The 23,027-nt window shown below is 68.6% G+C and carries 22 protein-coding genes and 1 tRNA gene; 6 read left to right on the plus strand and 17 right to left on the minus strand.

Translation table 11 applies throughout. From position 1 onward, the window contains the following. Window positions 1-14: 14 nt before the first annotated feature. Window positions 15-965 (minus strand): alpha/beta hydrolase, encoded by a 951-nt coding sequence (locus tag K8Z49_RS15985; RefSeq protein WP_235206385.1) that lies wholly within the window; start codon window positions 963-965, stop codon window positions 15-17. A gap of 113 nt (window positions 966-1,078) precedes the next feature. Here K8Z49_RS15985 and K8Z49_RS15990 point away from each other — a divergent pair, with 113 nt between their 5' ends. After that, window positions 1,079-2,890, plus strand: coding sequence for a serine/threonine-protein kinase (locus K8Z49_RS15990; RefSeq protein WP_412519436.1), 1,812 nt, complete (start codon window positions 1,079-1,081; stop codon window positions 2,888-2,890). A 4-nt stretch (window positions 2,891-2,894) separates the two neighbouring features. Here K8Z49_RS15990 and K8Z49_RS15995 read toward each other — a convergent pair whose 3' ends face one another. Then, complete coding sequence (locus tag K8Z49_RS15995) at window positions 2,895-3,536, minus strand: LysE family translocator (protein ID WP_412519438.1); 642 nt, start codon at window positions 3,534-3,536, stop codon at window positions 2,895-2,897. Between the two features lie 120 nt (window positions 3,537-3,656). On the opposite strand from K8Z49_RS15995, the gene K8Z49_RS16000 reads away from it, so the two are divergent. Beyond that, complete coding sequence (locus K8Z49_RS16000) at window positions 3,657-5,195, plus strand: ArnT family glycosyltransferase (protein WP_412519440.1); 1,539 nt, start codon at window positions 3,657-3,659, stop codon at window positions 5,193-5,195. A 6-nt stretch (window positions 5,196-5,201) separates the two neighbouring features. Here K8Z49_RS16000 and K8Z49_RS16005 read toward each other — a convergent pair whose 3' ends face one another. Genes K8Z49_RS16005 through K8Z49_RS16020 form a run of 4 tightly spaced genes read right to left on the minus strand, consistent with a single transcriptional unit; the run spans window position 5,202 to window position 9,059 of the window. Beyond that, window positions 5,202-5,834, minus strand: coding sequence for a hypothetical protein (locus K8Z49_RS16005; protein ID WP_021592203.1), 633 nt, complete (start codon window positions 5,832-5,834; stop codon window positions 5,202-5,204). A 45-nt stretch (window positions 5,835-5,879) separates the two neighbouring features. Next, window positions 5,880-7,391, minus strand: coding sequence for a cobyric acid synthase (locus tag K8Z49_RS16010; protein ID WP_412519442.1), 1,512 nt, complete (start codon window positions 7,389-7,391; stop codon window positions 5,880-5,882). Beyond that, a complete protein-coding gene (locus K8Z49_RS16015) occupies window positions 7,388-8,293 on the minus strand; it encodes a cobalamin biosynthesis protein (RefSeq protein WP_338071930.1) in 906 nt (301 codons plus the stop codon). Before K8Z49_RS16015 ends, K8Z49_RS16010 begins: the two co-directional genes overlap by 4 nt. Then, the gene (locus K8Z49_RS16020) at window positions 8,268-9,059 is read right to left on the minus strand and encodes a phosphotransferase enzyme family protein (protein WP_412519445.1); all 792 of its coding nucleotides are present in this window, start codon (window positions 9,057-9,059) and stop codon (window positions 8,268-8,270) included. Before K8Z49_RS16020 ends, K8Z49_RS16015 begins: the two co-directional genes overlap by 26 nt. 105 nt (window positions 9,060-9,164) lie before the next feature. On the opposite strand from K8Z49_RS16020, the gene K8Z49_RS16025 reads away from it, so the two are divergent. Then, window positions 9,165-9,238: transfer RNA gene (locus K8Z49_RS16025), tRNA-Arg, on the plus strand. Between the two features lie 289 nt (window positions 9,239-9,527). Here the strand turns inward: K8Z49_RS16025 and K8Z49_RS16030 are convergent. From K8Z49_RS16030 to K8Z49_RS16075, 10 genes are all read right to left on the minus strand, one after another. Next, window positions 9,528-10,826, minus strand: coding sequence for a tyrosine-type recombinase/integrase (locus K8Z49_RS16030; protein WP_412519447.1), 1,299 nt, complete (start codon window positions 10,824-10,826; stop codon window positions 9,528-9,530). Next, window positions 10,823-11,020 carry a helix-turn-helix transcriptional regulator gene (locus K8Z49_RS16035; RefSeq protein WP_412519449.1) on the minus strand — a complete coding sequence of 66 codons (198 nt, stop codon included), beginning with the start codon at window positions 11,018-11,020 and terminating at the stop codon, window positions 10,823-10,825. Before K8Z49_RS16035 ends, K8Z49_RS16030 begins: the two co-directional genes overlap by 4 nt. Then, window positions 11,017-12,645: a replication initiator gene (locus K8Z49_RS16040; RefSeq protein WP_412519451.1), complete on the minus strand. Its 1,629-nt coding sequence runs from the start codon at window positions 12,643-12,645 to the stop codon at window positions 11,017-11,019. The genes K8Z49_RS16035 and K8Z49_RS16040 overlap by 4 nt, the downstream gene beginning before the upstream one ends. A gap of 56 nt (window positions 12,646-12,701) precedes the next feature. Continuing rightward, window positions 12,702-14,159 carry an FtsK/SpoIIIE domain-containing protein gene (locus K8Z49_RS16045; RefSeq protein ID WP_412519453.1) on the minus strand — a complete coding sequence of 486 codons (1,458 nt, stop codon included), beginning with the start codon at window positions 14,157-14,159 and terminating at the stop codon, window positions 12,702-12,704. Between the two features lie 82 nt (window positions 14,160-14,241). Next, a complete protein-coding gene (locus K8Z49_RS16050; protein WP_412519455.1) occupies window positions 14,242-14,538 on the minus strand; it encodes a hypothetical protein in 297 nt (98 codons plus the stop codon). Then, entirely contained in the window at window positions 14,535-14,813 is a 279-nt protein-coding gene (locus K8Z49_RS16055) for a hypothetical protein (RefSeq protein ID WP_412519457.1), read from the minus strand. Before K8Z49_RS16055 ends, K8Z49_RS16050 begins: the two co-directional genes overlap by 4 nt. After that, entirely contained in the window at window positions 14,813-15,154 is a 342-nt protein-coding gene (locus K8Z49_RS16060; RefSeq protein WP_412519459.1) for a plasmid replication, integration and excision activator, read from the minus strand. Before K8Z49_RS16060 ends, K8Z49_RS16055 begins: the two co-directional genes overlap by 1 nt. A gap of 223 nt (window positions 15,155-15,377) precedes the next feature. Continuing rightward, window positions 15,378-16,109 carry a GntR family transcriptional regulator gene (locus K8Z49_RS16065; RefSeq protein WP_412521082.1) on the minus strand — a complete coding sequence of 244 codons (732 nt, stop codon included), beginning with the start codon at window positions 16,107-16,109 and terminating at the stop codon, window positions 15,378-15,380. Window positions 16,110-16,238: 129 nt separating this feature from the next. Beyond that, window positions 16,239-16,457, minus strand: a complete 219-nt coding sequence (locus tag K8Z49_RS16070; RefSeq protein WP_250358785.1) for a hypothetical protein — start codon at window positions 16,455-16,457, stop codon at window positions 16,239-16,241. Beyond that, window positions 16,457-16,771 carry a hypothetical protein gene (locus tag K8Z49_RS16075; protein WP_412519461.1) on the minus strand — a complete coding sequence of 105 codons (315 nt, stop codon included), beginning with the start codon at window positions 16,769-16,771 and terminating at the stop codon, window positions 16,457-16,459. Before K8Z49_RS16075 ends, K8Z49_RS16070 begins: the two co-directional genes overlap by 1 nt. Window positions 16,772-17,325: 554 nt before the next feature. Between K8Z49_RS16075 and K8Z49_RS16080 the strand changes: the two genes are divergently transcribed. From K8Z49_RS16080 to K8Z49_RS16090, 3 genes are all read left to right on the plus strand, one after another. Beyond that, window positions 17,326-18,651 (plus strand): helix-turn-helix domain-containing protein, encoded by a 1,326-nt coding sequence (locus K8Z49_RS16080; RefSeq protein WP_412519463.1) that lies wholly within the window; start codon window positions 17,326-17,328, stop codon window positions 18,649-18,651. A gap of 80 nt (window positions 18,652-18,731) precedes the next feature. Continuing rightward, window positions 18,732-19,268, plus strand: a complete 537-nt coding sequence (locus K8Z49_RS16085) for a 2'-5' RNA ligase family protein (protein ID WP_412521083.1) — start codon at window positions 18,732-18,734, stop codon at window positions 19,266-19,268. Window positions 19,269-19,312: 44 nt separating this feature from the next. Next, complete coding sequence (locus K8Z49_RS16090) at window positions 19,313-20,737, plus strand: hypothetical protein (RefSeq protein WP_412519465.1); 1,425 nt, start codon at window positions 19,313-19,315, stop codon at window positions 20,735-20,737. 94 nt (window positions 20,738-20,831) lie between these two features. Here the strand turns inward: K8Z49_RS16090 and K8Z49_RS16095 are convergent, their stop codons facing one another. Further along, complete coding sequence (locus tag K8Z49_RS16095; RefSeq protein ID WP_412521085.1) at window positions 20,832-22,610, minus strand: IS481 family transposase; 1,779 nt, start codon at window positions 22,608-22,610, stop codon at window positions 20,832-20,834. Window positions 22,611-23,027 lie beyond the last annotated feature (417 nt).

A 23,027-nucleotide genomic window follows, 5' to 3' on the forward strand; every position in this document is an offset into this window, starting at 1 on the left:
CCGATGCCCGAGGGTCAGCGGGCGGGCAGGTAGCCGTTCGTCCAGCGGGTCAGTTCCGCGAAGACCTGCGTGCGGGCCGGCTCGGCGGACAGCACGAGATCGTGCAGACCCCCGTCGATCCGGACGAACGTCACATGACGCCCGATCCGCGGTGCCCAGCGGGCCATGTGCTCGACGTCCAGGACGGCGTCGGCGCCCGTCACGTCCAGCACCTTGCGGGTCGGGCGGACGCTGCGCGTCGACGCCATGACCAGCACCGGCACGTCGACGTCCAGGCCGCGCCGGAGCCGGAGCTGGCCGCGGCGGACGGCGGCCAGCCACGCCGCCCGCACCGGGAACCCGAGCAGCGGCTTCCACGCGAGGTCGAACTCCCACTCGCCCTCGTGGTCGCGGTGCAGGCTGCGCGGATACCGGTCGGACACGCCCGCGGGCAGCGCGGCCTTCGGGAAGCGGGGGCGCAGCGCACGCGCGAGGCCGGCACCGACCTTGCGCAGGACCGGCGGCTCGGCGAGGTCCACGAACGGGCTGTTGAGGAACAGGCCGTCCACCAGGCCCTGGCCCTGCACCCGGTCGGCCCACAGGGCCGCGATCAGGCCGCCGGTGGAGTGGCCGTTCAGCAGGAGCGTGTCGTGCCCGTCCACGTCCCGGACGATCCGCACCGCCTCGTCGATCTCCGGGAAGTAGTCCGACAGGCTCTCCACGTAGTTCGGGGTCTGGTGCGGGCGCAGGGAGCGCCCGTGCTTGCGCAGGTCGAGCGCGTAGAAGTCGAAGCCGAGATCGAGGTAGAAATCGGCCAGGTGCTTCTGGAAGAAGTAGTCGACGAACCCGTGCAGGTACAGCACGGCCCGGCGGGAGGGGTCGGTGCCGCGCCGCCGCACCAGCGTCGCCACGACCTCGCCCTCGGCGTCCCGGCCCATCGGCAGCTCGATCGCCTCGTAGCCGGGGCCGAGCACATCCGCCGTCACGTCCACAATTCCTCCCATATGCCGCGAACTGATCCACCGTGGTCCCGCGTCAAAGACACTGACCGTACGTCAGACTGAACCACAAAAGAGCCCTCGCCCCCGGGAGTCGAGCCATGCAGGCGCCGCTTCGTGACCGTGACCCGCGCCGGCTCGGGCCGTACCGCCTCACCGCCCGCCTCGGCCGCGGCGGCATGGGCACCGTCTACCTCGGCGAGGACGGCGGTGACCGGCAGGTCGCGGTCAAGGTCATCAACCCGGAGCTGGCCGACGACGAGGCGTTCCACGAGCGGTTCCGCCGCGAGGTGACCGCCGCGCGGCAGGTCAGGCGGTTCTGCACCGCCGCGGTGCTGGACGCCCGGCTGGACGGCGACCCGCTGTACGTGGTCACCGAGTACGTGAACGGCCCCTCCGTGGAAGAGGCGGTCAAGCGGGAGGGGCCGCTGCGGGGCGGCGACCTGGAGTCCTTCGCGGTCAACATCGCCACCGCGCTGAGCGCGATCCACGGTGCCGGGATCGTGCACCGGGACCTCAAGCCGTCCAACGTGCTGCTCTCCCCGACCGGCCCGCGCGTGATCGACTTCGGCATCGCCCGCGCGCTGGACGCCTCGGACGGGCCGACCAGGACCGGCCAGTTCGTCGGCACCCCCGCCTACATCGCACCGGAGCTGATGCGCGGCGAGGAGATCACCCCGGCGGCGGACGTGTTCTCGTGGGGGTGCGTCGTCGCCTTCGCGGGCACGGGACGCGCCCCCTTCGGCGGCGGGTCGCTCCCGGAGACGATCAACCGGGTGACGGCCGGCGACCCCGACCTGGACGGCCTCGACCCGGCCGTCCGCGACCTGGTGGCCCGCTCGCTCGCGAAGGATCCCGCGGACCGTCCGGCGGTGAAGCAGTTGATCCAGGCGCTGACCGGCGAGGACGAGCCGCCCGCGACGCCGCCCACGGTCGCGCTGCCCGCGTCGGAGCCGACCGCCGAGCCCGCGGAGGTGCGGGCGGAGCCGGCACCTGCGGAAGAGGAGCCGGAGCAGACGGAGAAGCCCGCGCCCAAGCCTGCGCCTGCGCCTGCGCCTGCGCCTGCGCCTGCGACGAGCGTCGATTCCGTGCCGCCCACGCGTGCCGCGGGCCCACCGGAGCCGCCGGTGGACGAGCCGACGCACCCGGTCGGAATGCCGGCCGCGGCCCGTGCGGCGGCCCTGGCGAAGAGGCCGTCGCCGCACCGGAACCACGGCCTGCTGATGGTCGCGGTCGGCGCGGTCGTCGCCGTCTCGACCGTGATCGGGGTCCTCAACCTGCCGGGCGGCGACCGCACCCCGCAGGACTCCGGGACCACGGCGGCGGCCGACCTCGGCGACGGGCCGCCGGACGTCGAGGACGAGATCTTCGACGACAACTTCAGCGACGAGGGCTCCGGCTGGAAGACGGCCACCACGCCCGCCGCGGACGCGTCCTACCGCGACAAGAAGTACGAGCTCCATGTCCTCCCGACGACGACGCGCACGACCGCCGCCGCGCCGGTGGAGAAGATCCCCGACTCGCAGCTCATCGAGGTCAAGGTCTCGCCGAAGGACGCCGCCGGCGAGGCGGGGGTGTATTGCCACGGCGACTCCGGCTACGCGTTCCTCCTCAGCCGGGACGGGCGCGCGCGCATCGCCCGCCTGTCGTCCGGGCAGCCGACGACCGTGACGACCGGCACCGTCCCCGGGCTCCGCGACGGCGACAACCGGCTCCAGGCCGCGTGCACCAAGGGCGAGGGCGGCAACATCGACCTCGCGATGTGGGTGAACGGCAAGCCGGTCGCCTCGTCCGCCGCCACCCCGCCCTCGGAGGGCGAGCCGGGGCCGAGCGGGCTGCTCGTCGTCCGTCCCGAGGACGCGACCGGCTGGCCGGAAGCGGTCTTCGACGACTTCTCGCTCTGCTCGCTCTGAGGCCCTACTCCTTGCGGCCGGTCGCGGCGACGGTGACCCCGAGGCCGATCATCATCAGGCCCCCGGTGCCGCCGATCGCCGCGAGACGGCGCGGCGAGCGGGCGAACCACGCGCGGGCCGTCCCGGCGGCGAGGCCCCACACGCTGTCGCACAGCAGCGCGATGAAACTGAAGATCAGCCCGAAGACCAGCATCTGCAGCGGGACGTGCCCGTGCTCGCGGACGACGAACTGCGGCAGCACGGCCACGAAGAACACCGTGGTCTTCGGGTTGGTGACGCCCACCACGAACCCCTGCCAGAGATCGCGGGCCCGGTTCCCCACCTCGGGGCCGGTCCCGCCGAGCTCCGCCTGCAGGGAGTGCCGGTGCCGGAACGCCTGCACGCCGAGGTACAGCAGGTAGGCGGCGCCCACCAGCTTGACCGTCGTGAACACGATCACGGACCGTTCCACGATCGACCCCACGCCGAGCGCGACGGTCACCGACAGCAGCAGCGCGCCGATCTCGTTGCCGGCGACGCTGGTCAGCGCCGTCCGCCGGCCGTGGGCCAGGGCGCGTCCGACCACGAAGAACACCGTGGGCCCGGGAATCACGATGATGGCGAAGGCCATCGCGGAGAAGGCCAGCACTTGATGCGTCGACACCATGGCCCGCACCCTACGCAGGCCGCCCGGATCGTCCCATCGATTTTTCGGGCCCCCGCGGTGTCCCAGGCCGGACGGGTCCGGCTCGTGACGCAGGCCACAGTGCCCGCATAGGTTCGGATCATGTCCGCCCCCGCCTCAGCGGCGTCCGGTCCCCTCGATGTCACCACTCCCCCGACCGTCCCGGCGGTCGCCTGGAAGCCGGTGCTGCTGATGGGCGGTGCGCTCGGCGTGGTGCTCCTGGCCGTCAGCGCCCGGTACGGCCACCACCGCGACGAGCTGTACTTCCGGGTCGCCGGACGCCATCTGGCCTGGGGATACCCGGACCAGCCGCCGTTGCTGCCGGTTCTCGTCCGGGCGATCACCGCGGTCTTCGGCGACTCGCTGGTCGCGCTGCGCGTCCCGTCCGCCGTGCTCGCCGCCTGCGGCGTGCTGGTCGCCGCGCTGACCGCCCGGGAGATGGACGGTGGACGGCGCGCGCAGCTGCTGACGGCCGCGTCCTTCACGGTCTGCCCGTTCGCCGTGGCGGCCGGCCACATCTTCGTCACCGCGACGCTCGACCTGCTGCTGTCGACCGTGATCGTCTGGCTGGTGGTCCGATGGGTCCGGACCCGTGATCAGCGGCTGCTGCTCGCCGTGGGGATCGCGTCGGCGCTGGCACTGAACGTGAAGTACCTGGCGGCGTTCCTGCTGATCGCGCTGGTCGCCGGGATGCTGCTGTCGGGACCGCGCGACTTCCTCCGGCGCCCGCTGCTCTGGGCCGGGGCGCTCGTCGTGATCGCCGCGGTCATGCCGGGACTGGTCTGGCAGGCGCGGCACGGCTGGCCGCAACTCGACATGGCCGACGCGATCGCCGGCAAGGGCGACTTCGGCGGACGGCCCGGGTTCGTCCCGTTCCAGCTGCTCCTGACCGGCGTCCTGCCGTCCTGGCTGTGGATCTACGGGCTGTGGCGGACGTACCGGTCCGACGACCTGCGAACGTACCGTTTCCTCGGGCACGCGTACGTGCTGCTGAACGTCGTCTTCCTCGTCACCGCCGGGAAGCCGTACTACCTGAGCGAGCTGTGGGCGGGGCTCTGGGCGGCGGGCGCCGTGGAGATCGAGCGGCACGGCGCACCGCGGGGCTGGGGCTGGGCGGCGTCCGCCCCGGCGTATGTGATCACCGCCGTCACGACCGTCCTGCTGACGCTGCCGGTGTACCCGCTGAGGTGGCTGGCCGACACGCCGCAGCCCGTCGTCAACGCCGACTCGGCGGAGACCGTCGGCTGGCCCCGGTTCGCCGCGCGGGTCGCGGCCGTCCGCGACGCGCTGCCGCCCGGTGAGCGGGCCGCGGCGACGATCGTCGTCAGCAACTACGGCGAGGCCGGCGCGCTCGACAGGTACGGGCCCGCCCTGGGGCTTCCGCGCGCCTACAGCGGCCACAACGGCTACTGGTACTTCGGGCGCCCGCCGGACGGACGCGGCCCCACGATCGTGGTGGGGCCGGAAGACGTCGCGGAAGGGGCCGGGCTGCGCCGGTACTGGACGGACGTCCGCCCGGTCGGCCGCATCGACAACGGCGTCGGCCTCGACAACCAGGAACAGGGCAAACCGGTATGGGTGTGCCGCGGGCAGCGCGCGCCGTGGACGGAGCTGTGGCCCGAGTTCAGGCGCCTCTCGTAGCGGCCCTCACACCGGAAGGACGTCCCAGGCGCCGGCGCGGCGTACCAGCAGGTCGTGTGTGAGGAGGCTCCCGGCTGGGACGTCCCAGGCGGGGTCGGCGCCGTCGTCTCCCCGGTCCTCCGCCCACACCTGGGCGACCGCCCAGCGGAGCCGGTCGACGCCGTCCGGGTGGCCGGTACCGGACGCGACGAACACGTCCCGCGCGGGGGCGGCCACGACGAGGTCGCCCTCCACGTCCTGGGCCAGCTTCTCCAGGAACCCCTCGTCCAGCAGCAGGCCGGACTCCAGGCTCCCGCGGCGCCCCGCCCCGCCCAGCGACACCGTCACGGCGCGCACGTCCGGATACCAGCTGAGGCTCAGCTCGGGCCGCCGGTCGCGCAGGTTGATGACGGCGTGCCGCCGCAGCTCGCCCGGCGCCACGCCGAGCTCGGCACAGTGCCGCCGGGCGACGTGCTCGTACCGCCGGCCGGACGGGACGCCCTCGTCGGAGATCTCCAGCGCGTAGGTGACGTAGAGGTCGGCGGCGAACGGGTCGCGGATCGGGTCCTCGTCCGCCGGGAGCGGGAACTCCAGCTGGACCTCGGCCGGCACCCGCGCCTTCATCAGCGGGACGATCAGACTGGACCGCGGGTCGGTCACGGGACGTTCCTCCTGGTCCTGTTACGGCCTGTGCCTACGAGTGGATCACCCTACCGCCGTGGCGGGCGGTTCCGGCGCACCACCGGGAGGGACGACGGGCAGGCCCGCCGGCGCACCGCCCTCGATGATCCGCCCCAAGGCGTCGGTGTCCATGTGCTGTTCGACGAGATCGCCCAGTGTGTCCAGCGTCGCCTCCCTCAGCGCGCGGAACGAGACGTCCGGGGCCGGGGTGAAGTCCCGGTCGGCATGCTGGGCCACGTCTTCCAGAAAGGCCCGCCTGAACCCGTCGTTCTCCATGGCACCATGCCACGTCGTCCCCCAGACGGCACCCTTCCGGCAGCCATCGAGGAAAGGCTCGCCATACGCCTCGACGTGCCCATGGTGAATCTCATAGGCATGAACATCCTCGCCATAGGCGCTGCCCTGTGGGCGTCCCAGGGTCTTCTCGGCCCCGAACTCGACCCTCGCGGGAAGAAGACCGAGCCCTTCGACCCTGCCCTTTCTCGACTCGACCTCGTCCAGGATCTCCCCGGCGAGCATCTGGTAACCGCCGCAAATACCAAGTACAGGGCGCCCCTCATCGGCCCTCTTCTGGATCTCGCCGGCCATCCCCCTGTCGCGGAGCCATTCCAGATCGGTGACCGTGGCCCGCGTCCCCGGCAGCACGACCAGATCGGCCTCGGCCAGATCCCCGGCGCTCGCGGCATAGCGGACCACGACACCGGGCTCGCAGGCCAGCGCGTCCATGTCGGTGAAATTCGAGATGCGCGGGAACCTGACGACCGCGATCCGCAGCGTCTCCTTCCCATGGGCCGCTCTCGCGCGCGGACGCGGCGCGTCCAACACCAGAGTGTCCTCGGAGTCGAGATACAGGCCGAGTTTCCAGGGCAGCACCCCGAGCGTCGGCCGCCCCGTGAGCATCTTGAGCTGCTCCAGCCCCGGCGCCAGCAGTTCCGGAGCACCCCGGAACTTGTTGATGACGAACCCCGCGACGAGAGCCTGGTCTTCCGGCTCCATCAACGCGACCGTGCCGAACAGCGACGCGAAGACACCGCCCCGGTCGATGTCGCCGACCACGATCACCGGCAGATCCGCCGCCCGCGCCAGCCCCATGTTGACGATGTCGCCGGCCCTCAGATTGATCTCGGTAGGGCTCCCGGCCCCCTCGCACACCACCACGTCGTATTCGGCCCGCAACTCGTCGAGGCTTTCCAGAACAACGCCCTTGAGCCATTCCTTGTGCTCCCCGTACTGGAGCGCGTCGACTTCCGCCACAGGCCGTCCCAGAACGACGACCTGACTTCGCCGATCGCTCCCCGGCTTGAGCAGCACCGGATTCATCCTCGCCGCCGGCTCGACCCCCGCCGCCTGAGCCTGCATGTACTGCGCCCGCCCGATCTCCGCCCCACCAACCGTCACCATCGAATTCAGCGACATGTTCTGGGCCTTGAACGGCGCGACGCGCACACCCCTCCGCGCCAGCCACCGGCACAACCCCGCCGTGACGACGCTCTTCCCCGCATCGGACGTGGTCCCCGCCACCAGGAGGCCGCTCATCTGACGGCCCACACGATGGCCGCCGCCGCGAACGTCACGACCGCCGAAAGCCTGACGGCCCGCCTGATGTCCGCGACCTCGGGCGCTCTGCCGTCCCCCATCTCGGGCCGATGCTCGACCCGTCCCTCATAGGCGTTCGTGCCCCCCAGCCGCACCCCGAGCGCCCCGGCGAACGCGGCTTCGCACCGTCCGGCATTGGGACTCGGATGCTTACTCCCGTCCCTTATCAGCACCCGCCACGCCTCTCGCCCCGAAAGGAGCGCGACCAATCCCCCGGTCACCCTCGCGGGAACCCAGTTGGCGACATCATCGAGCCGCGCACTCGCCCACCCGAACCGCTCATACCTCGGACTCCGGTACCCGACCATCGCGTCCAGCGTGTTCACGGCCCGATACATGAGCAACCCCGGAATACCCGCCACCGCCCCCCACACCAACGGAGCGATCGACGCATCCGAAGTATTCTCGGCCACCGACTCGACAACGGCCCTGCTCAACGCAGCCGCATCCAGCCCCCGCGGATCCCGGGCGCACAAATGAGAAAGCCGCCCCCTCGCCGCCTCCACATCACCACGCTCCAGCACCCGGGCCATGAACAACCCTTCACGCCCCAAAGAAGTGCCACCGAGCACAGCCCAAGTAACCCCCGCAGTCACAAGACAATGCACCCCAGGCCGCCGACCAACCCGCTCAAGCACAAACCCGCCCACACCCACCGACCCCACGAGAACCCCGGTGTAAACAACCCCTCGCCACCGAGAATCCCCATAGATCCAACGCTCCCCCACCGCAGCGACACGCCCGAACCCGGCCACCGGATGCCACCGCTTCGGATCCCCGAAAAGCGCGTCCAGAACGACCCCGAGCACCAAACCCTCACCAGAGACGCGCATCAAGCTCATCCCAGTGCCGCTCCAGCCAATCCTGCGCCCGCCGAATCCGCGCCCCGGCGCCCCCCTGCCAGATACGCCCCCAACCGCCCCCGCCCTGAGCCTTCTCACGCATCGCCCGGTAAGACCGCTCGAACCTCACCCGAGCCGCCGGCAGCACATCCCGCCGCAACTCCCGATCCAGCCCATAGGCATCACAGAAGACCCGCAGCCTGCGCCCCACCTCGGCCCCGTACAACACGGCATCCCGATCGGCCGGATCGGCAATCGGCCCCCAATGCCGCAGCGCGGTCACCACATCGAACAACCGCGTTGTAGGCCGAGCCAGATCGAAATCGATCAGCGCACAAGGCGCCCCGCCCCTGAACACGACATTCTCGGGCGTCACATCACAGTGCCCGATGACCTCGGGCTCCCCGTCCAGATTGGACGTCTCCCCGTCCCACGGCGCCCCGGCCGGCGCCTCATAGGACGCCACCGCCTCGTGATAGCGCCTGAGCAACCGTCCAACACCCCGAAGCACGTCCTCCGAAACGTACTGCGCCTCAAGCGGCCGATCCGGCACTTCCCCAGGCACCCAGCTGAGAACCTCCCGCCCCACCTCATCGATGCCCAGCACCCGCGGCGCCCCGTCGAACCCCACCGCCTCCAGATGCCGCAGCACCCCATGCACCGCCGGACTGTGCGCCCGCAACGGCCTGCGCACCGTCTCCCCCACCCGCACCACGCCCTCCGACACGTCCCCACCGGAGAGCGGAACCTCAAAGTTCACCGCCACAGCACCCCAAGATAGAACCCCCGCCCCACCCCCGACGCCGTTATAGATGTGGAGCCGAACGACCGGCCCCCTTACACTGTGTCCCGGCGTCCCGCCGGGCGCCGAGCGCCCGTAGCTCAGCTGGACAGAGCATCGGACTTCTAATCCGACGGTCGCGGGTTCGAATCCTGCCGGGCGCGCCCCCATATCCAGGCCATCTAGGCTCTGACCTGCGAGAACACTCCTCGCGTCAGATCGCCCGGATGCAGCCAGATGCCACCGAACGCAGCCGCGCGGCACTGTTCCCGGAACATACGCGGAATGACTTGTCCCACGTTTCCGCAGGTCAACACAGAAGCGGAGAGAGGCCCCGGAATACTCCGGAGCCTCTCCTTGGTAGTTACCGATCATGCCAACGCATCCTCGATGCGCTGATTGGCGACGTTGCGTTGCCCATCTATGCACTTAGCGTAAACACGCAACATCACGTCAACGCCGTGCCCGGCACGTTCGGCCGCTTCGGGAGCATGGACGCCCGCGTTCAGCCACAGCGACACAGCCGCATGCCGAAGGTCGTACGGCCTGGCTGCCAACGGCGACTCGACCTGATCGGGGGGTCAGCGCCAGGACGCGAGCCCGCTTCCAGACCTGCGCGTAGGCCGAGCCGGAGAACGACTGGCCGCCACCGGTGACGAACAACCGCCCATCCTCGGCCGCACCGAAGGCGTCAAGGTGTTCCCGGAGGATCGCCACCAGCTCAGGAGGGATCGGGACCGGCCGGACGATATCGCCCTCCCGATGCTTGAGCCCGCGATCGTCGAAGGTCTCCCCCGAGTCGGTGTAGCGCTTGTTGGTCTGGGGCCGCGTCTTCTTGATCGTGATCAGGCCCCAGCCAGTTGCCGGAAGTTCGCAGTCCTGCCGCCGGAGCCCCGCAGCCTCAGCCGGACGAAGACCGGCGAAGTACATGCACGCGAACATCGCCCGCAGCCGAGGCCCGCGCGACCGGCCGACGTAGGACACTGCGGTCAGCAGTTCCCGAGCCTGCGCAGGATTCACCACGACGCGACGGTCAACGGCCCCGTTCTGCTTCGGTGGACGCCACTTCACACGGTCGAGGGGGTTCGCCGCCAGGTCTCCCAGTTCGACCGCATAGCCGAGCGCATGCTTGAACACCGCCCGCTTGCGTCGGAAGGTCGAGGAGGCCGCCGGCTGCCCGTCCAGTTGAAGCGCGAGAGTCTCCAGCGCGGCCCGCGCCAACCGCGGTTCCTCCAGATCGGTGATGGGGATGGACGCCGACTCCAGCCAGCGGAGTGCCTTGCCGAGGTCAGGCGAGATGTCTGGACGGCGAGCGTCCGGGACGAAGACGTGTTGCCGAAGCAGGACACGGAGAAGGGCAGCGTCCGGACGTCCCGGCATGTCCCTGACGAACACGAGCGTCACGGCGGTCATGGTGTCGGTGAGGCCCTCACGGGATTTGGCCGCTGCGTGTGGCCAGCGCGCTTTGACGTAGGCCCGCGCGAACTCCAGCCACGTGCGCGCCGTCACCGCCTTGAGCATGGACACCGGAAGCCCCGAGTCCAGGTCGAACGCTTCGCCGTTCTTTGCAGCCTGCCGCAGGTCAGACAGGAAGTTCTTCGCTTGCGCCGACTTCTCGAACGTCCGCGATTTCTCCCGCCCGCTGACGGTCCAACGCACGGTGTAGGAGATGACCTTGCCCGGCTTACTCGACCTAACCCCAGCCTTGTTCGGCCTGATCTCCCAGAACTTGACCTTGTAGGACGAGTTCACGCCGCCTCCTCCCGTAGGGACCAGAGCCAAGCGTCGAGATCGCTGCGGTAGATGCGGATCTCGCCGTTCGGGAGCTTGATCCCGGCCGGAGCCTTACCGATCTCGCGCCAGCGGTAGAAAGTCCGCCGGGAGATCCCGCCGAGCGCTTCGAGCACCTGGTCGACGGTGAGTAGTTCGTCGCGCTTGCCGCTCACGCTGCCTCCGCAGATGCCGAAAGTTCTGGGGTGGGGTTGCGGGTTGCGGCGTCGAGCTGGCGGCGCCGTTGGATGCGTTCGTTGATCAGGAGCAGGAGCCGTTGGTCTGTGGGCTTGACGTCGGGGTCGCCAGGCCCCGCGCGTTCCCAGACGTGGACGGCGTTCGGGTCGGCCGGGTTGGTGACGGGCACACCGGCCTCAGCGAGCCGCGCCAGTACCCACGCCTTACGGTCGGCCTTGTGATCGGCCAGCGTCTTGCCCGACCACCTACGCGAGACCAGGACGCGACGACCGCCGTAACCGAGATGTTCGCGTCGGTGTGCCTTGCCCTTGCAGTAGCCCGGCGTCATCCCTTTGCGGGGGTTCTTGGGTTGGACGCCGTAGCGCAGCCAGTTCGCGCAGGTGGGCGAGCACGGTTCGTAGCGGAGCGTCTCGGCCATCCGGTCGACGTGCTCACGCTGCGCCGCAGTCTCGGCGGTGTGGCATTCGGCGACGCCCTTGACCAGGTACTTGGTCAGGTAGCCGATCAGCTTGCGCGACTCGGGCGAGTCCGGCATGACGCCCTGGGCGTCGATCTGCCGCCCGAACTTCACCACGTGAAGCGGTTCGGCGTCCTGGTCCTGGCCGAGGGCGTCCAACGCCTCATCCCAGGTGGGGAGGACCTCACCGGTAGCCGGGTCGAGGTAGCCGCCGCCGTCCTCGCCCGCCACGTCGTCCCAGACCGGCAGGTGTTCACCCTCGAAGACGACACGGTCGGTCGAGGGCCACCACACCTGGTGATAGGTGGCCGCCACCACCTGCCGCAGCTCAGCCCGCGAAATCGTGCCGCGGATGGCCATATGCAGGTGGGGCGCGAGACGGCGTTGGGGTTCGACGGTGGCGAAGTACTGGACGTCGTAGCCGACGAACCGGCGCAAGTTCTGCACGAACCGGTCGACCAGCTTGGAGAAGTGCAACGCGTCCCGTGCCGCCCGGGTGTAGTCGTAGGTGTCCGGGTCGACCGGGGTTCCGTCCGAGCGCACCCGCCCGTAGGAGTCCAGCGTCAGGGTCAGGAAGATCGACGGCCGGAACGTCTTGCCATCACGGCCCCGGAACACCTTGCCGACCGTGCGCGAGTCGACCGGCCGCCGAGGAAGGTCCGGCGCATCCTGCCGCCGCCGGGTCGACCGGGTGCGCCGGCCCCTGGTCTGCTCACCGGTCTTGAGTGAGCCCCGCACGCCGGTGCGTTCGAGTTCGTTGTCGAGGTCACGCACAACCGCATCCCAGAACTCCGGCCCTTCCCCGTCCGCCGTCCCGTCCTGGGATGCGCGGTCACGGGCCGCCGCCGCTTGCGCCCGCAACTCCATCCACGCGCGTTGCTCGTCATCGGGATCAGCCCGGGTGATGACGGGTTCGGTGTCCAGGTGCCAGCCCTGGGAGCACTGCACAGCCCTCAGCTTGCGCTTGCGTTCGGCGCACGACGGGCACACCGAGGCCAGCGTGTGACCGCACGGGACGTACACCATCTCCGCCGCGCCCGTGGTCAGGTCGACGCGGCGCATGGGGACGGGGCGGATGCACACGCCGTGTTCGACCGCGACCGCTTCCAACACCCCGCGCGCCAGCGGAGCCAGGGTCTTGACCACCGGTTCCGGACCGGGTTCGGACTCGGCCGGAGTTGAGCCGTCGAGGGCGAGTTGTGTCACGCCGCCTCCACATCCGGAAAGGCCAGCGCGACCATGGCCCGAATGTCAGCGTCGGAGACGTACGCGGCCCGCACTCGCACGGGATCCGGTGTGGTCTCCAGCCGGACGAACCCCACGCCCGCGCCGATCTCCGGAACCGACGAGATCTGATCAGCGAGCGCGCCACGGTCGCGGGCACCGTCGCCGAGCACCATGTCGACCTGTTCGTCTTCATCGAGCCGCAGCGCGATGCGGTCGGGGAACAGGTTGCGGAGATTGTTGACCTCTTTGCGCGCGTCCTGCTGCGCCCCGATCACGCAATACCCCACCGACCGGCCCTGTGAGGTGAGCACGGCCAGCGCCGACTCGGCCCGCTTCCGAAGGTCCCTCTCGGGGCAGTAGGCGGTCAGGAACGCCAGCTCATCCACCACGATCACCCGGAACGGAAACTCATGGCTGGGCGTGAACGACCGCGTCACACCCGCGAACCGCTCCGCCCGCGCGTTCATGTCCTCGGCCGCCGCCTCCAGCAGATCGACCATGCCGCCCTTGGGATCGGAGGAGTAGCGCCCGTACCGCTCGAACAGCGCCCGCCCAAACGACAACTCCATGCGTTTGGGGTCGACGGCCCACACCTCCACCGGCCCGCCGAGCATGAGCGGGAGGAGTGCGCGGATGGTGGACCAGATGACCGAGCCCTTGCCGGCCCCTGTCGCGCCCGCGATCAGCACGTGGGTGCCGAGCAGTCGCAGCCGCCAGGGTGAGCCGTCCTCGGCCCGTCCGATCACCAGGCCAGACAGGTCGACCTCGGACGGGTCGGGGACGGGGAGTGCGGGGATGGGGACGGCGAGGGCGTCTTTGCGGACGAACTCCAGCCAGATCCGTCCCGGACGGCCCCCGTCGCGGACGCGGACGAGGGTGGCGCCGAAGCCGTGCGCGAGGTTGACCGCGACCCGTTCCCACGCGTCCGGAGCCTGCCCCTTGAGCATCTTCACCAGGACACGGTCAGACGTCGGACCGGACCGGACGCGGACCAGGGAGGGCAGGTACTCCCGCCCCTTGTGCACCTTGGTCAACCCGGCGGTGACCAGGACGGGTTGCCAGTGCCGCCGGTACACCGCCACCAGCCGCCACCGTGCCCGCGCCGGACGGGCCGCGTACCGGACGAAGGACGGACGGTCCACTCCGGCCCACACACCCAGCGCCACGGCGACGAGGGCCAGGACCAGGACGGGGACCGTCCGTCCGAACCGGACGCCGAGCCAGGCCAGGCCGGACAGGACCGAAACGGGGACGATGTTGCGGGCCAGGAACACGAGCGTGCGGACCAGGACGCGGACGGCGTTGACCAGGAGCACGAGCCCTTCGGGCATGTGCCAGACCGGGGGCGCCCACTTGGGGGCGGCGAACGGGTCGCGTTGTGCTTCGACGGCGACGTTGTCGCCGGGACGGAGCTTGCGGAACTCCCATGCCATGATGGATGACCTCTTCTTGGGGGTTTGAGGGGAGAGGGAAGCGGGGCGGCCGGAGGTACCAGCTCCAGCCGCCCCACCTACATCAGGCCGCCGTGCTCTCGGCGGACCTGGGGGACTCGGGGGACTCGGCCGTGAAGCCGTAGAGGGCGTGGAGCCGCTCCACCTCGGCCGTGAACCGGGTGACGACCTCCAGCAGCCGCCGCGCGTTGTGCAGGTCGCCCTCCTCCAGACCACGTCCCCGGTTGGACAGCGCCAGCGACAGGCCCGGCGTGGAGACCGTCAGAATCGGCGCGGTCGGCGGGTCGTCGGGGTAGACGTGGCAGTCAAAGCGCGTGTCCGCGCCGAAGTGGACGCCCAGCGAGCCGTATCCCTCCTTCACGCCGCCACCCCCTTACGCGAGGACCGCCCCGACGAGGGAGGGGCGCCGGGGCGGTACAGCCGCTCCACCTCCACCGCGTACGCCGCCGCCTGCTCGGCCAGCGCCCGCGCGAACTCCACGTCCCCGGCGTTGACCCGTTCGGGAAGGGTGAGGGTGACCAGCACCCGACCCGCCGACACGGTGAACAGTGGCGTACGCGCCCGGAACGGCTTGAACTGCACCGAGGCCGAGGTGTCGACGGGCAGTGACAGCGACGACATGCGCCCGCCCGCCATCACGCCGCATCCTTCGCCGCGTTGTCCTTGCCCGCGCGGCCCGCGCCGCCCTTGAAGTTGGCCGGACGCACCGCCGACGCCTTGAGCGAGTAGGCCAAACGGCCCGTGCCGCTGTTGACGTACGGCGTCACACTCAGACCGTCGAACTCCACCGGCACGAACGGGAACCCCGACGGAGCCTCCGGCACCACCGGCTGCACCGGCCCGGCCAGCTTGACCTTGAACGTGCCCTTGGACTCCGGGTCAGCGTCCAGGACCTCCACGGCCCAGACGAGTTCGCCGGTGTCCTTGTCCCGCGCCTGCACGAAGTTCTCCCGGGTCGACCGGTCGAAGTCCCGCACCGGCTCCACCCCGCCCTTGACGAACGCCCCGAACGGAACACATCCCCGAACGCGACCTTGAACGGACCCTGCACCGCCACAGCGGCCACCTCCAGACATTCACTCGTCCGCTTGTTCGGACGAGTGCATGTATTGAAAGTACCTCGCACACTCGACCGGACAAGTAATCGTGAGGGTGACCTGCATCACATTTCAGAGATGGGCAGGTCAGCCGGGCGCCGGGTCAGTCCGGGACGCTGTACACGTCCTCCAGTTCATGCAGCGACCCCGGCATCACGACCTCGGCGACGAACCGCACCGCGTCCGCAGCGTCATGCAGGCTCGCCAGCACCGACAACACCGGCTCAGACTTCTTGATCCCGAGCTGGCGGGTCTCGTCGCCGGCCGGGAGCCGCGCGGTCAGCCGTTCGACGATGTGGTCGATGCGCAGGTCTTTGACCGTGCGCAGATGCGCCCGCAGCCCGACCGGTAGCGGGTCAGGCTTGTCCAGGTCGGTGCCATACACCAGCTCTTGCGGGAACCAGCACGTCACCACCTCCGAGGCGACCCGGTCCCGCTCGGTCACCCACCGACGCGCCACCACCCGACCACCACCCGCACCGAATAGTTCGGCGACCGGCGCCGGGGCATCGACCGGGCCGACGTCGACCAGCCGCACGCCCGCAGTGGTCTCGGGTTGATCCAGCACCGCCAGGCCCGGACGAGACGGCCGCGCCGACGAGGCGGGGCGCCCCTTGACGAACGAGCCGCGCCCGTGTTCGCGGATGATCCATCCGTCCTGCTGAAGCATCTGCAACGCCCGCACCACGGTGGTCCGCCCTACTGCGAACTCCCGCACGAGCTGCGATTCCGAGGGGAGCAGGGCGCCGGGCGGGTAGTCACCGTTCTCGATCCGGCGACGCAACTCCAGCACCACCCGCGCATACTTCGGGGGTTCGAACTCCAAGCTCGACATGACGACCACCTGACGACTCTGACGCTTGACCGCATAAGCGCACCTCACGGCAGCGTAGCGCCCACAGTCTCAGCCGTCACGCCCCCGGAACCACATCGACCACCATGAACACACCGTGCCCCCACCCGGTCACCTCGGCCACGGCCAGCCGCGCGCGTGCACGATCGCCTCCCGCAACTCCCGCGGACTCACCGCCTCCACCAGGCGCACATCGTTGGGGAGGCGCACCATCGCCCACCACGCGCCAGTGGCTCGCCCGTACCAGGCCACCACCCCGGAGAACTCCCGCTCAATCCGCGCGACCGCCGCGCTCGTCTCCTCGGCCGAGGCGATCCACGAGACCCCCATCACCGGCACCCGTTCGGCGAGCTGGCGAACGGCACAGCCAGCACCCGCGTGATCCGCTCCACCGCGACCGCAGCGTCCGCCACCGGGCACAACGGCTCCAACTCCGGCGGAGACTGGCGGGTCGGTCCCGACCACACCCACAACCACCACAGCACCCCGTCACGGCGGCGGCACACCACCTCCTGCCCCAGCCCCGGGCCGAACCCCTGCCCCTGCGCGACGCCGGGGACGGGTTCACCGGCCGGGTTCCGCACCCGCACCGCACCATGCCCCATCACCCTCGCCACCAGCCCGCGCCGCTCCAGCTCGGCCACCAACGCCTTAGCGGCCGGGCGCCACGCGCCATCCACCGCCCGAGCCCTCACCGGCTCACGCATACGCCACCACTCCCCACGAGAAACAGAAGCGGGACCGACAGGCCCAGCGACCCGGAGTGACCCACACCCCTAGCCAGCACAGCCGCACCCAGCACCGGCACGACCACACCGACAGCCACCACCAACGCCCGCCGGCCCCGCAGCTTGTTGGACTACGCCGCACGCGCCCCGCCCACCGGCACACACCACCGGCACGGCCTGCGCTGCACCACCGGACCCGAACCACCCGGCAGACCCACCAGCACCGCCCGCCGAGGGTGCACGAACTTCCACCCACGGCCGCCACAGGAGCCGCAGTCCGCCTTGCCCGTTGCCTGCTGCTGCGTCATGCCGACCAACATCTGCCAGATTTCGGCCGGGACCCATTCCCAGGCGGTATCCCGCCACGGGATATACGCTCAGCCATGACGAGTCACGCGGAGGGAGACCCGATGTCGAGGCGGGCGTCAGACCCGATCGCCATCCCCGCATCACTGTGGGACCACCCGCAGATGACCCAGGCACTGACCTCGCGAGACATCCGCACCGTCTTCCACTTGCTGCGTCAGTACGCAGGCGCCAGCCAGACCCAGATCGCCATCGCCTGCGGCATGTCTCAGGGCAAGGTCAGCGAGACCATGAAGGGCAGTCGCCAGGTCACCACCCTGGAAGTCTTCGAGCGCATCGCCGACGGGCTCCACATGCCCGAGACCGCCCGCATGACCCTGGGCCTGGCACCACGACGACGCCCGAGCGCATCAGCCGTCACCATCCCCCGGCCACGTTCGAGCACTCAGCCAACGCCCACACAGGGCACGGACCCCAAGGCTGATTCCTCCAAGGCGGGAGAGCTGGCAGGCGCCGATGACATCTCTCGTTTGACTCGGTGGCTTACCGCCAGCGACACCACCGACGAGACGATCGAGGGACTGGCACGGTCAACCTCGTCTCTGGCTGCCGCGCATACGCAGGTGCCGGCGAAACGGCTTCTCCCCCAAGTGCTGCACCTTCATCGCCGCACACAGTGCCTACTGGAAAACCGCCGCCCTCGGCCGCGCCACATACGCGAGCTACTGCGCATCAACGCCGATCTCCTCGCACACGCAGCCGTGATCTTCGGTGACGTCGACATCGACGCCAAGGCCGAGCAGTACGGAACCACCGCGCTCATGCTCGCCCGGGAGGCCGGAGCCAACGAGTCGTACGCGTGGTACGCCCAAGCCAAGACGGCCCGCTGGCAAAACCGCCTCATCGAAGCCGCCGACCTCTCCCGACAGGGCTACGAGGCCAGTCCGCACACACCGATGAAGACACAACTCGCGTGGTACGAGGCGAACGCCGCCGCCATCGTCGGAGACAAGAGCAGAGCACGCGAAGCCGTCACCCGCGCCGAAAAGTCCGCCGAGAACCTCCACGACGGCACCGCGGATCTGTCGGTCTGGTCCTTCCCCCACGAGCGCCAGGCCCTCTTTGCCTTGTCTGTGGCCAACCGGACAGGCGATCCCGACGCAGCACTACAAGCCGCCGAGATGGCTGACACCGCATGGGCGAACGGAGCCCCCGTCGCGCCCGCGATCTGGGCTCAGATCCGCGTCGGTACCGGCGTGGCACATCTACTCAAGGGCGACCTCGAGGGCACCGCCGAACAACTCGCCGAGCTGCTTACGCTCGACCCCGGAATGCGCCTGACAACCGTCACGCGCTATCTAGCCGACCTGGACCGCCGCCTCAGCCATCCTCAATACCGAGACAGCCCGCTCGCGATCCAACTCCGACAGCAGATCCGCGACTTTAACGCCGCAGCCTTGACCGACGATCCCGACCTGGAGAGTCCATGAGCCCTCTGCCCACGCAGATGATCAACCGTTGACAGAACCGCGAAGAACCCAGACCCGGCCAGGGCACGATCTATTGGCACATCCTCCTCGGCGATCAACCCGAAGCCCGCAACGCCGCCGAGACTGCTCGGAAGCGACTCGCCGACTTCCCGGGCCTCCACATGCCACCGCTCGAATGGCTTCACGTCACCACACTCGTGGTCGGGCCCACTGAGGAGATCACCGGCGAGCAGCAACAGGACATGCTCGGCGCCGCATCCGAACTACTCGCCGAACTCCCACCTGTCGCCGTTCGGCTCGGTCGAATCCTCTATCACCCCGAGGCCATCGCCGCAGAAGTCCAGCCCGCCGAGCCCTTGAAGCAAATCCGCAACGCCATCCAGACGGCCACCCTTAAAGTGACCGGCCGCGAGGGTCACACCGAAGGTCCCACCCAGTGGACCCCGCATATGACTCTCGCCTACAGCGAGACCGAGCAACCGGCCGAACCACTCATCACCGCACTAGGCCGAGAAATCCCAACCAACCAGTTTACGATCAACGCCGTAACTCTCGTCAACCAACAGGGCCCCGAACGCCTCTGGAATTGGCACCCCGTCGGACGGGTGTGCACTTGATCAATTGGTAAGATACAAGAATACTCGGCAAAATGGAGTGTGGAATGGCCAACATCAAATCTCTAACTCCCGGAGACTCACTGACTGGGATTATGATCGATGGAGTTGAAGGAACTCCCTACGTGGTCGGCAATCTGTTGTTCAATGAGGGACGCGGCATTCGTGTTGAAGTTCCCTATTTTGAGTACGCCAGTACTGGACAGTTTGATAGTGCTAAAAAATGGTTTAGTGAAAAAGTTCCGCCCAAAAACGTTCTATTTGTGTCAAACGATGGCATCCTAACACTTTTCGATTGTCGATTTTCTGGTTATTCAGCCCAGCTGGGTCTAGGAATAGCTCTGGGGAAAATTGCCCCCGCCGAGGTGGTTCTTAAGCAGCGAGAGGGGGATCTAGGTGATCCCTTAACAGTAAAGACGCTTCGGTCGCACTTCGACGGACTTGCCGAATGGACGAACTTCAGCTCAATAAAGGATAAACAAGTTGTAGACAAGAGCAACCTTGTGAAGAAGGTTGTGGTTGAAATCGAAACTACACAGAGCATCACCTGGTGGCAAGGTGCGGCCAAAATGACTCTTTCTATCAATTGGTCAGCCAAATCTCCGGGCGGCGGCTATCTTGTAGATGAGGTCGTGTACCTGGAAAGCACATTTCACGACCCGCGACCGATATCCACTCACCTGGATGAGCACCGCAAGGTCAAAACTCTGGTAGCCCTGGTTCACGGGGCTATGGTCTATTACCGGAAACACTTCGTCCGAGACAAACGCTTTCCTGAGAGAGCGATGAGTGGAAAGCTCAGGCATTTTTCCTTCTGTGAATTAATTAGCCGAGATACTGTGCAGGAGTACAGGCGAGCCAAGCCTGACAGCAAAATGCTCAGCGAGCCGCTGGCTTCGGCTAGCGAGGTAGGTGGACCAGCCCTACGGGACTGGGCGGACAGATTCAAAGATTGGGAACGATTTATCTATCCGGCTTTGAGTTCAATGAATGCCAAGGAAGTTGGCCTAGAAAACTCAGTAGTCAACGCGTCGATGGCGATCGAGGCGGCAGGAAACATTATCGGGCTTGTTAGTGGAGAACGTGAAACTTATTCCGGGTCGAATCGCCCGACCACGGCGACGTTCGCTTTTCGGTGCCTATCTAAAACAGGAGTTTCGTGCGCCGGGATAGCAAACTCTCGCGTTGGCCTAGCCAAAGCAATGGCAAACAATTACAATACGATCAAGCATTACGATCGCGGACAGTTTCCAAAACCCGAGGAGACTCTTCTTGTCCAAAAGGTCGCAACCTTGGTCGTGCGTCTATTGGCCCTCGACCTCGCCGGGGTTGATGCCGAGCAGGAGCATTTTTCATTCCGCAAGGAAAGAGAATTTTCCAATGTATGCTCATCGTTCAATGCTTTTGGCTTGTTTGTTGATCGCGCTGGAAAGTTTGTAGCCAAGGGACAGGTTTCACTTCTGAAGCCCTGATCAGTGCGTTTGGTACTGCGCAAGTACGGATGTCTAGTCCCAGGAGATGCTTGACGTTTTGGTCCCAGGACATGCTTGACGGATGTTCTAGGAATCATGGGGCGGCCTTGCGGGGCCGGTGAGCCTTGATGCTTCGGACGGGCTGGGTGGTGGTCCGGCGGACCGTCCGCACGTCGTCGTCGCCCAGTTCGATGGCCAGGGTGGTGTCGGCGACGTGGATGGTCACCACCCGGCCGGCGTGCAGGCGGCCCAGTGCGATCTTTTGCCCGGTGACCATGACCACGCCGCTGTTGCTGGCCCGCCGCTGAACGGTGACCGGTTCGGTGCGGGGCCGGGGCGGTGGACCGGCCCGCCGTAGTCCGCGCAGCGCCTGGACCTGGTCGGGTGTGAACGGGTTGGGGCGGGTGCGCAGCAGTTCGCGGGTTTGGGGGTCGAAGAACATCAGGGTGGCGGGTTCGATGCGGATGCCGACGCGGCGGCCGCGCAGGATCTCTGCGGCCAGCACCATGCGGCCGCCCAGGCCGACGTTGCCGTCCTTGTTGACGGTCCGGTCGACCTCTCCCGCCTCGCCGTCTTCGGGTGGCGGCAACGGGGGTGGCCCGGCTTTACGGGCTCCGCGGGCGGCCAGTGCGGTCAGGTCGGCGGTCGACAGGTGTGAGCGCACGGATTTGATCCGGGACCCGGCGTTGAGCAGGTGGATGACATCGGTGTCGGCCCAGAACGTCACCGTGACACCGGCCTGGGCGGGGCCGAGCCAGAACTGGCGACCGGCCACGAACATGTTCCCGCTGGCCGGAACGGTTCGTTCGAACTCCACTGCCCCGCCGTCCCACACCCTTATCTGGGCGGCTTGCGCCTGCACATCGGTGCCGGCAGGGTCGGCGGGTTCGGCTTCTTGGGCGGCCGGTGGGACGGCGGCCAGGCGGACCGCGGCGGGCAGCCGCAACGGCAGCAGCTCCTGCTCGCCCTGGGCGGTGCGGGTGTCGAACCGGTCGGCCGGGAACGCCATGCCCAACGATTGATGCGGGCGGCGGGTGTTGTATTCGACCACCCAGCCCGCCACTGCAGCCCGGGCCGCAGGCAGGTCATCGAACGGCACCGCGTCATCCAGCAGCTCTCGCCGCAGACTCTGGTGGAACCGCTCGACCTTGCCCGTCGTGGTCGGTGAGCGAGGCTGCGTCAGCCGGTGCACGATGCCGTTGTCCCGGCAGATCCGGTCGAACAGCACCTCACCGCCATGCCCGAACCGGTCGGTGAACTGCTTGCCGTTATCGGTCAGCACCTCACCCGGCACCCCGAACTCACGCAACGCCGCCGCGAACGCCAGGCACACCGCCCGGCCCGTCGCCCGCGGCACCACCTCAGCGACCACACAGAACCGCGAATGGTCATCCACCCCGGTGACCACCTTGCACTCCGACCCATTGGCCAACAACACCCCGCCGACGATGTCCATCTGCCACAACGCCATCGGCTCCTCGCGCTCCCAGCGGCGAAACTCCTCCCGCTTGCGGCGCCGCCGGCCCGGCTCGATCAACCCATGCCGCACCAGCGCCCGATGCACGCCCATCCGCGACGGCACCGGCACCACACCCAGCCGACCGATCTCATGCACGATCCGCACCGGACCCCACCGCGGATGCTCCCGCCGCAGCTCACACACCACGGCCTCCACCTGCGCACTCATCTGACCCGGCGAAGACACCGGACGCCGGGACCGATCAGCCAGCCCCGCCAGCCCCTCAGCCCGATAACGCTTCACCCAGGCATGCACGCTCTGACGCGACACCCCGAACCGGGCCGCCACCTCGATCACCGGCACCCCCGCCAGCACCTGCAGCACCGCCCGATACCGCTGCTCCACCACCGACAACTCGACCAGGCCCAATCCCGGCCTCCCTGACACGCGACGCCCGCAAACGAACACGCGACAGCCAAGCCGAACAGGCACCCGTCAAGCATGTGATGGGACAGAGATGTCAAGCATGTCCCGGGACAGGACACTGCGCAAGTACGGATGGCTGCCGAATTGGGCTGTTTAGGATCAAGGGGCGGCGGCGCTTGGGCCGCTGCGCGGCCCCGCGCCTGGCCGCCCGGAGCGTGCGGCGTGGGCGCCGGTCACCGGACGGCCGCGCCGGGCCGCGCATCGCGACGCCGCCGGCCTGTGCGCCAAACAGACGGCCGTCACGAGGTCGCGCCGCCGCCCAGAGCTGGCGTTCGATCCGAGGCACCAGCCATCGGCAGTACAGGGATGTTGCCAACTGGCGTGGAATGGCACGGGGCTCCCCCG

This window comes from Actinomadura madurae (genome assembly GCF_047130825.1).
In the GTDB taxonomy this organism is placed as follows: Bacteria; Actinomycetota; Actinomycetes; order Streptosporangiales; family Streptosporangiaceae; genus Spirillospora; species Spirillospora madurae.

Excerpts from the sequence above, each read along its gene's own strand:
- K8Z49_RS15990 (WP_412519436.1), top strand. The coding sequence starts at position 1,079 with ATGCAGGCGCCGCTTCGTGACCGTGACCCGCGCCGGCTCGGGCCGTAC.
- K8Z49_RS15995 (WP_412519438.1), bottom strand. The coding sequence starts at position 3,536 with ATGGTGTCGACGCATCAAGTGCTGGCCTTCTCCGCGATGGCCTTCGCC.
- K8Z49_RS16000 (WP_412519440.1), top strand. The coding sequence starts at position 3,657 with ATGTCCGCCCCCGCCTCAGCGGCGTCCGGTCCCCTCGATGTCACCACT.
- K8Z49_RS16010 (WP_412519442.1), bottom strand. The coding sequence starts at position 7,391 with ATGAGCGGCCTCCTGGTGGCGGGGACCACGTCCGATGCGGGGAAGAGC.
- K8Z49_RS16015 (WP_338071930.1), bottom strand. The coding sequence starts at position 8,293 with ATGAGCTTGATGCGCGTCTCTGGTGAGGGTTTGGTGCTCGGGGTCGTT.
- K8Z49_RS16045 (WP_412519453.1), bottom strand. The coding sequence starts at position 14,159 with ATGGCATGGGAGTTCCGCAAGCTCCGTCCCGGCGACAACGTCGCCGTC.
- K8Z49_RS16055 (WP_412519457.1), bottom strand. The coding sequence starts at position 14,813 with ATGGCGGGCGGGCGCATGTCGTCGCTGTCACTGCCCGTCGACACCTCG.
- K8Z49_RS16065 (WP_412521082.1), bottom strand. The coding sequence starts at position 16,109 with ATGTCGAGCTTGGAGTTCGAACCCCCGAAGTATGCGCGGGTGGTGCTG.
- K8Z49_RS16070 (WP_250358785.1), bottom strand. The coding sequence starts at position 16,457 with ATGGGGGTCTCGTGGATCGCCTCGGCCGAGGAGACGAGCGCGGCGGTC.
- K8Z49_RS16080 (WP_412519463.1), top strand. The coding sequence starts at position 17,326 with ATGACCCAGGCACTGACCTCGCGAGACATCCGCACCGTCTTCCACTTG.
- K8Z49_RS16090 (WP_412519465.1), top strand. The coding sequence starts at position 19,313 with ATGGCCAACATCAAATCTCTAACTCCCGGAGACTCACTGACTGGGATT.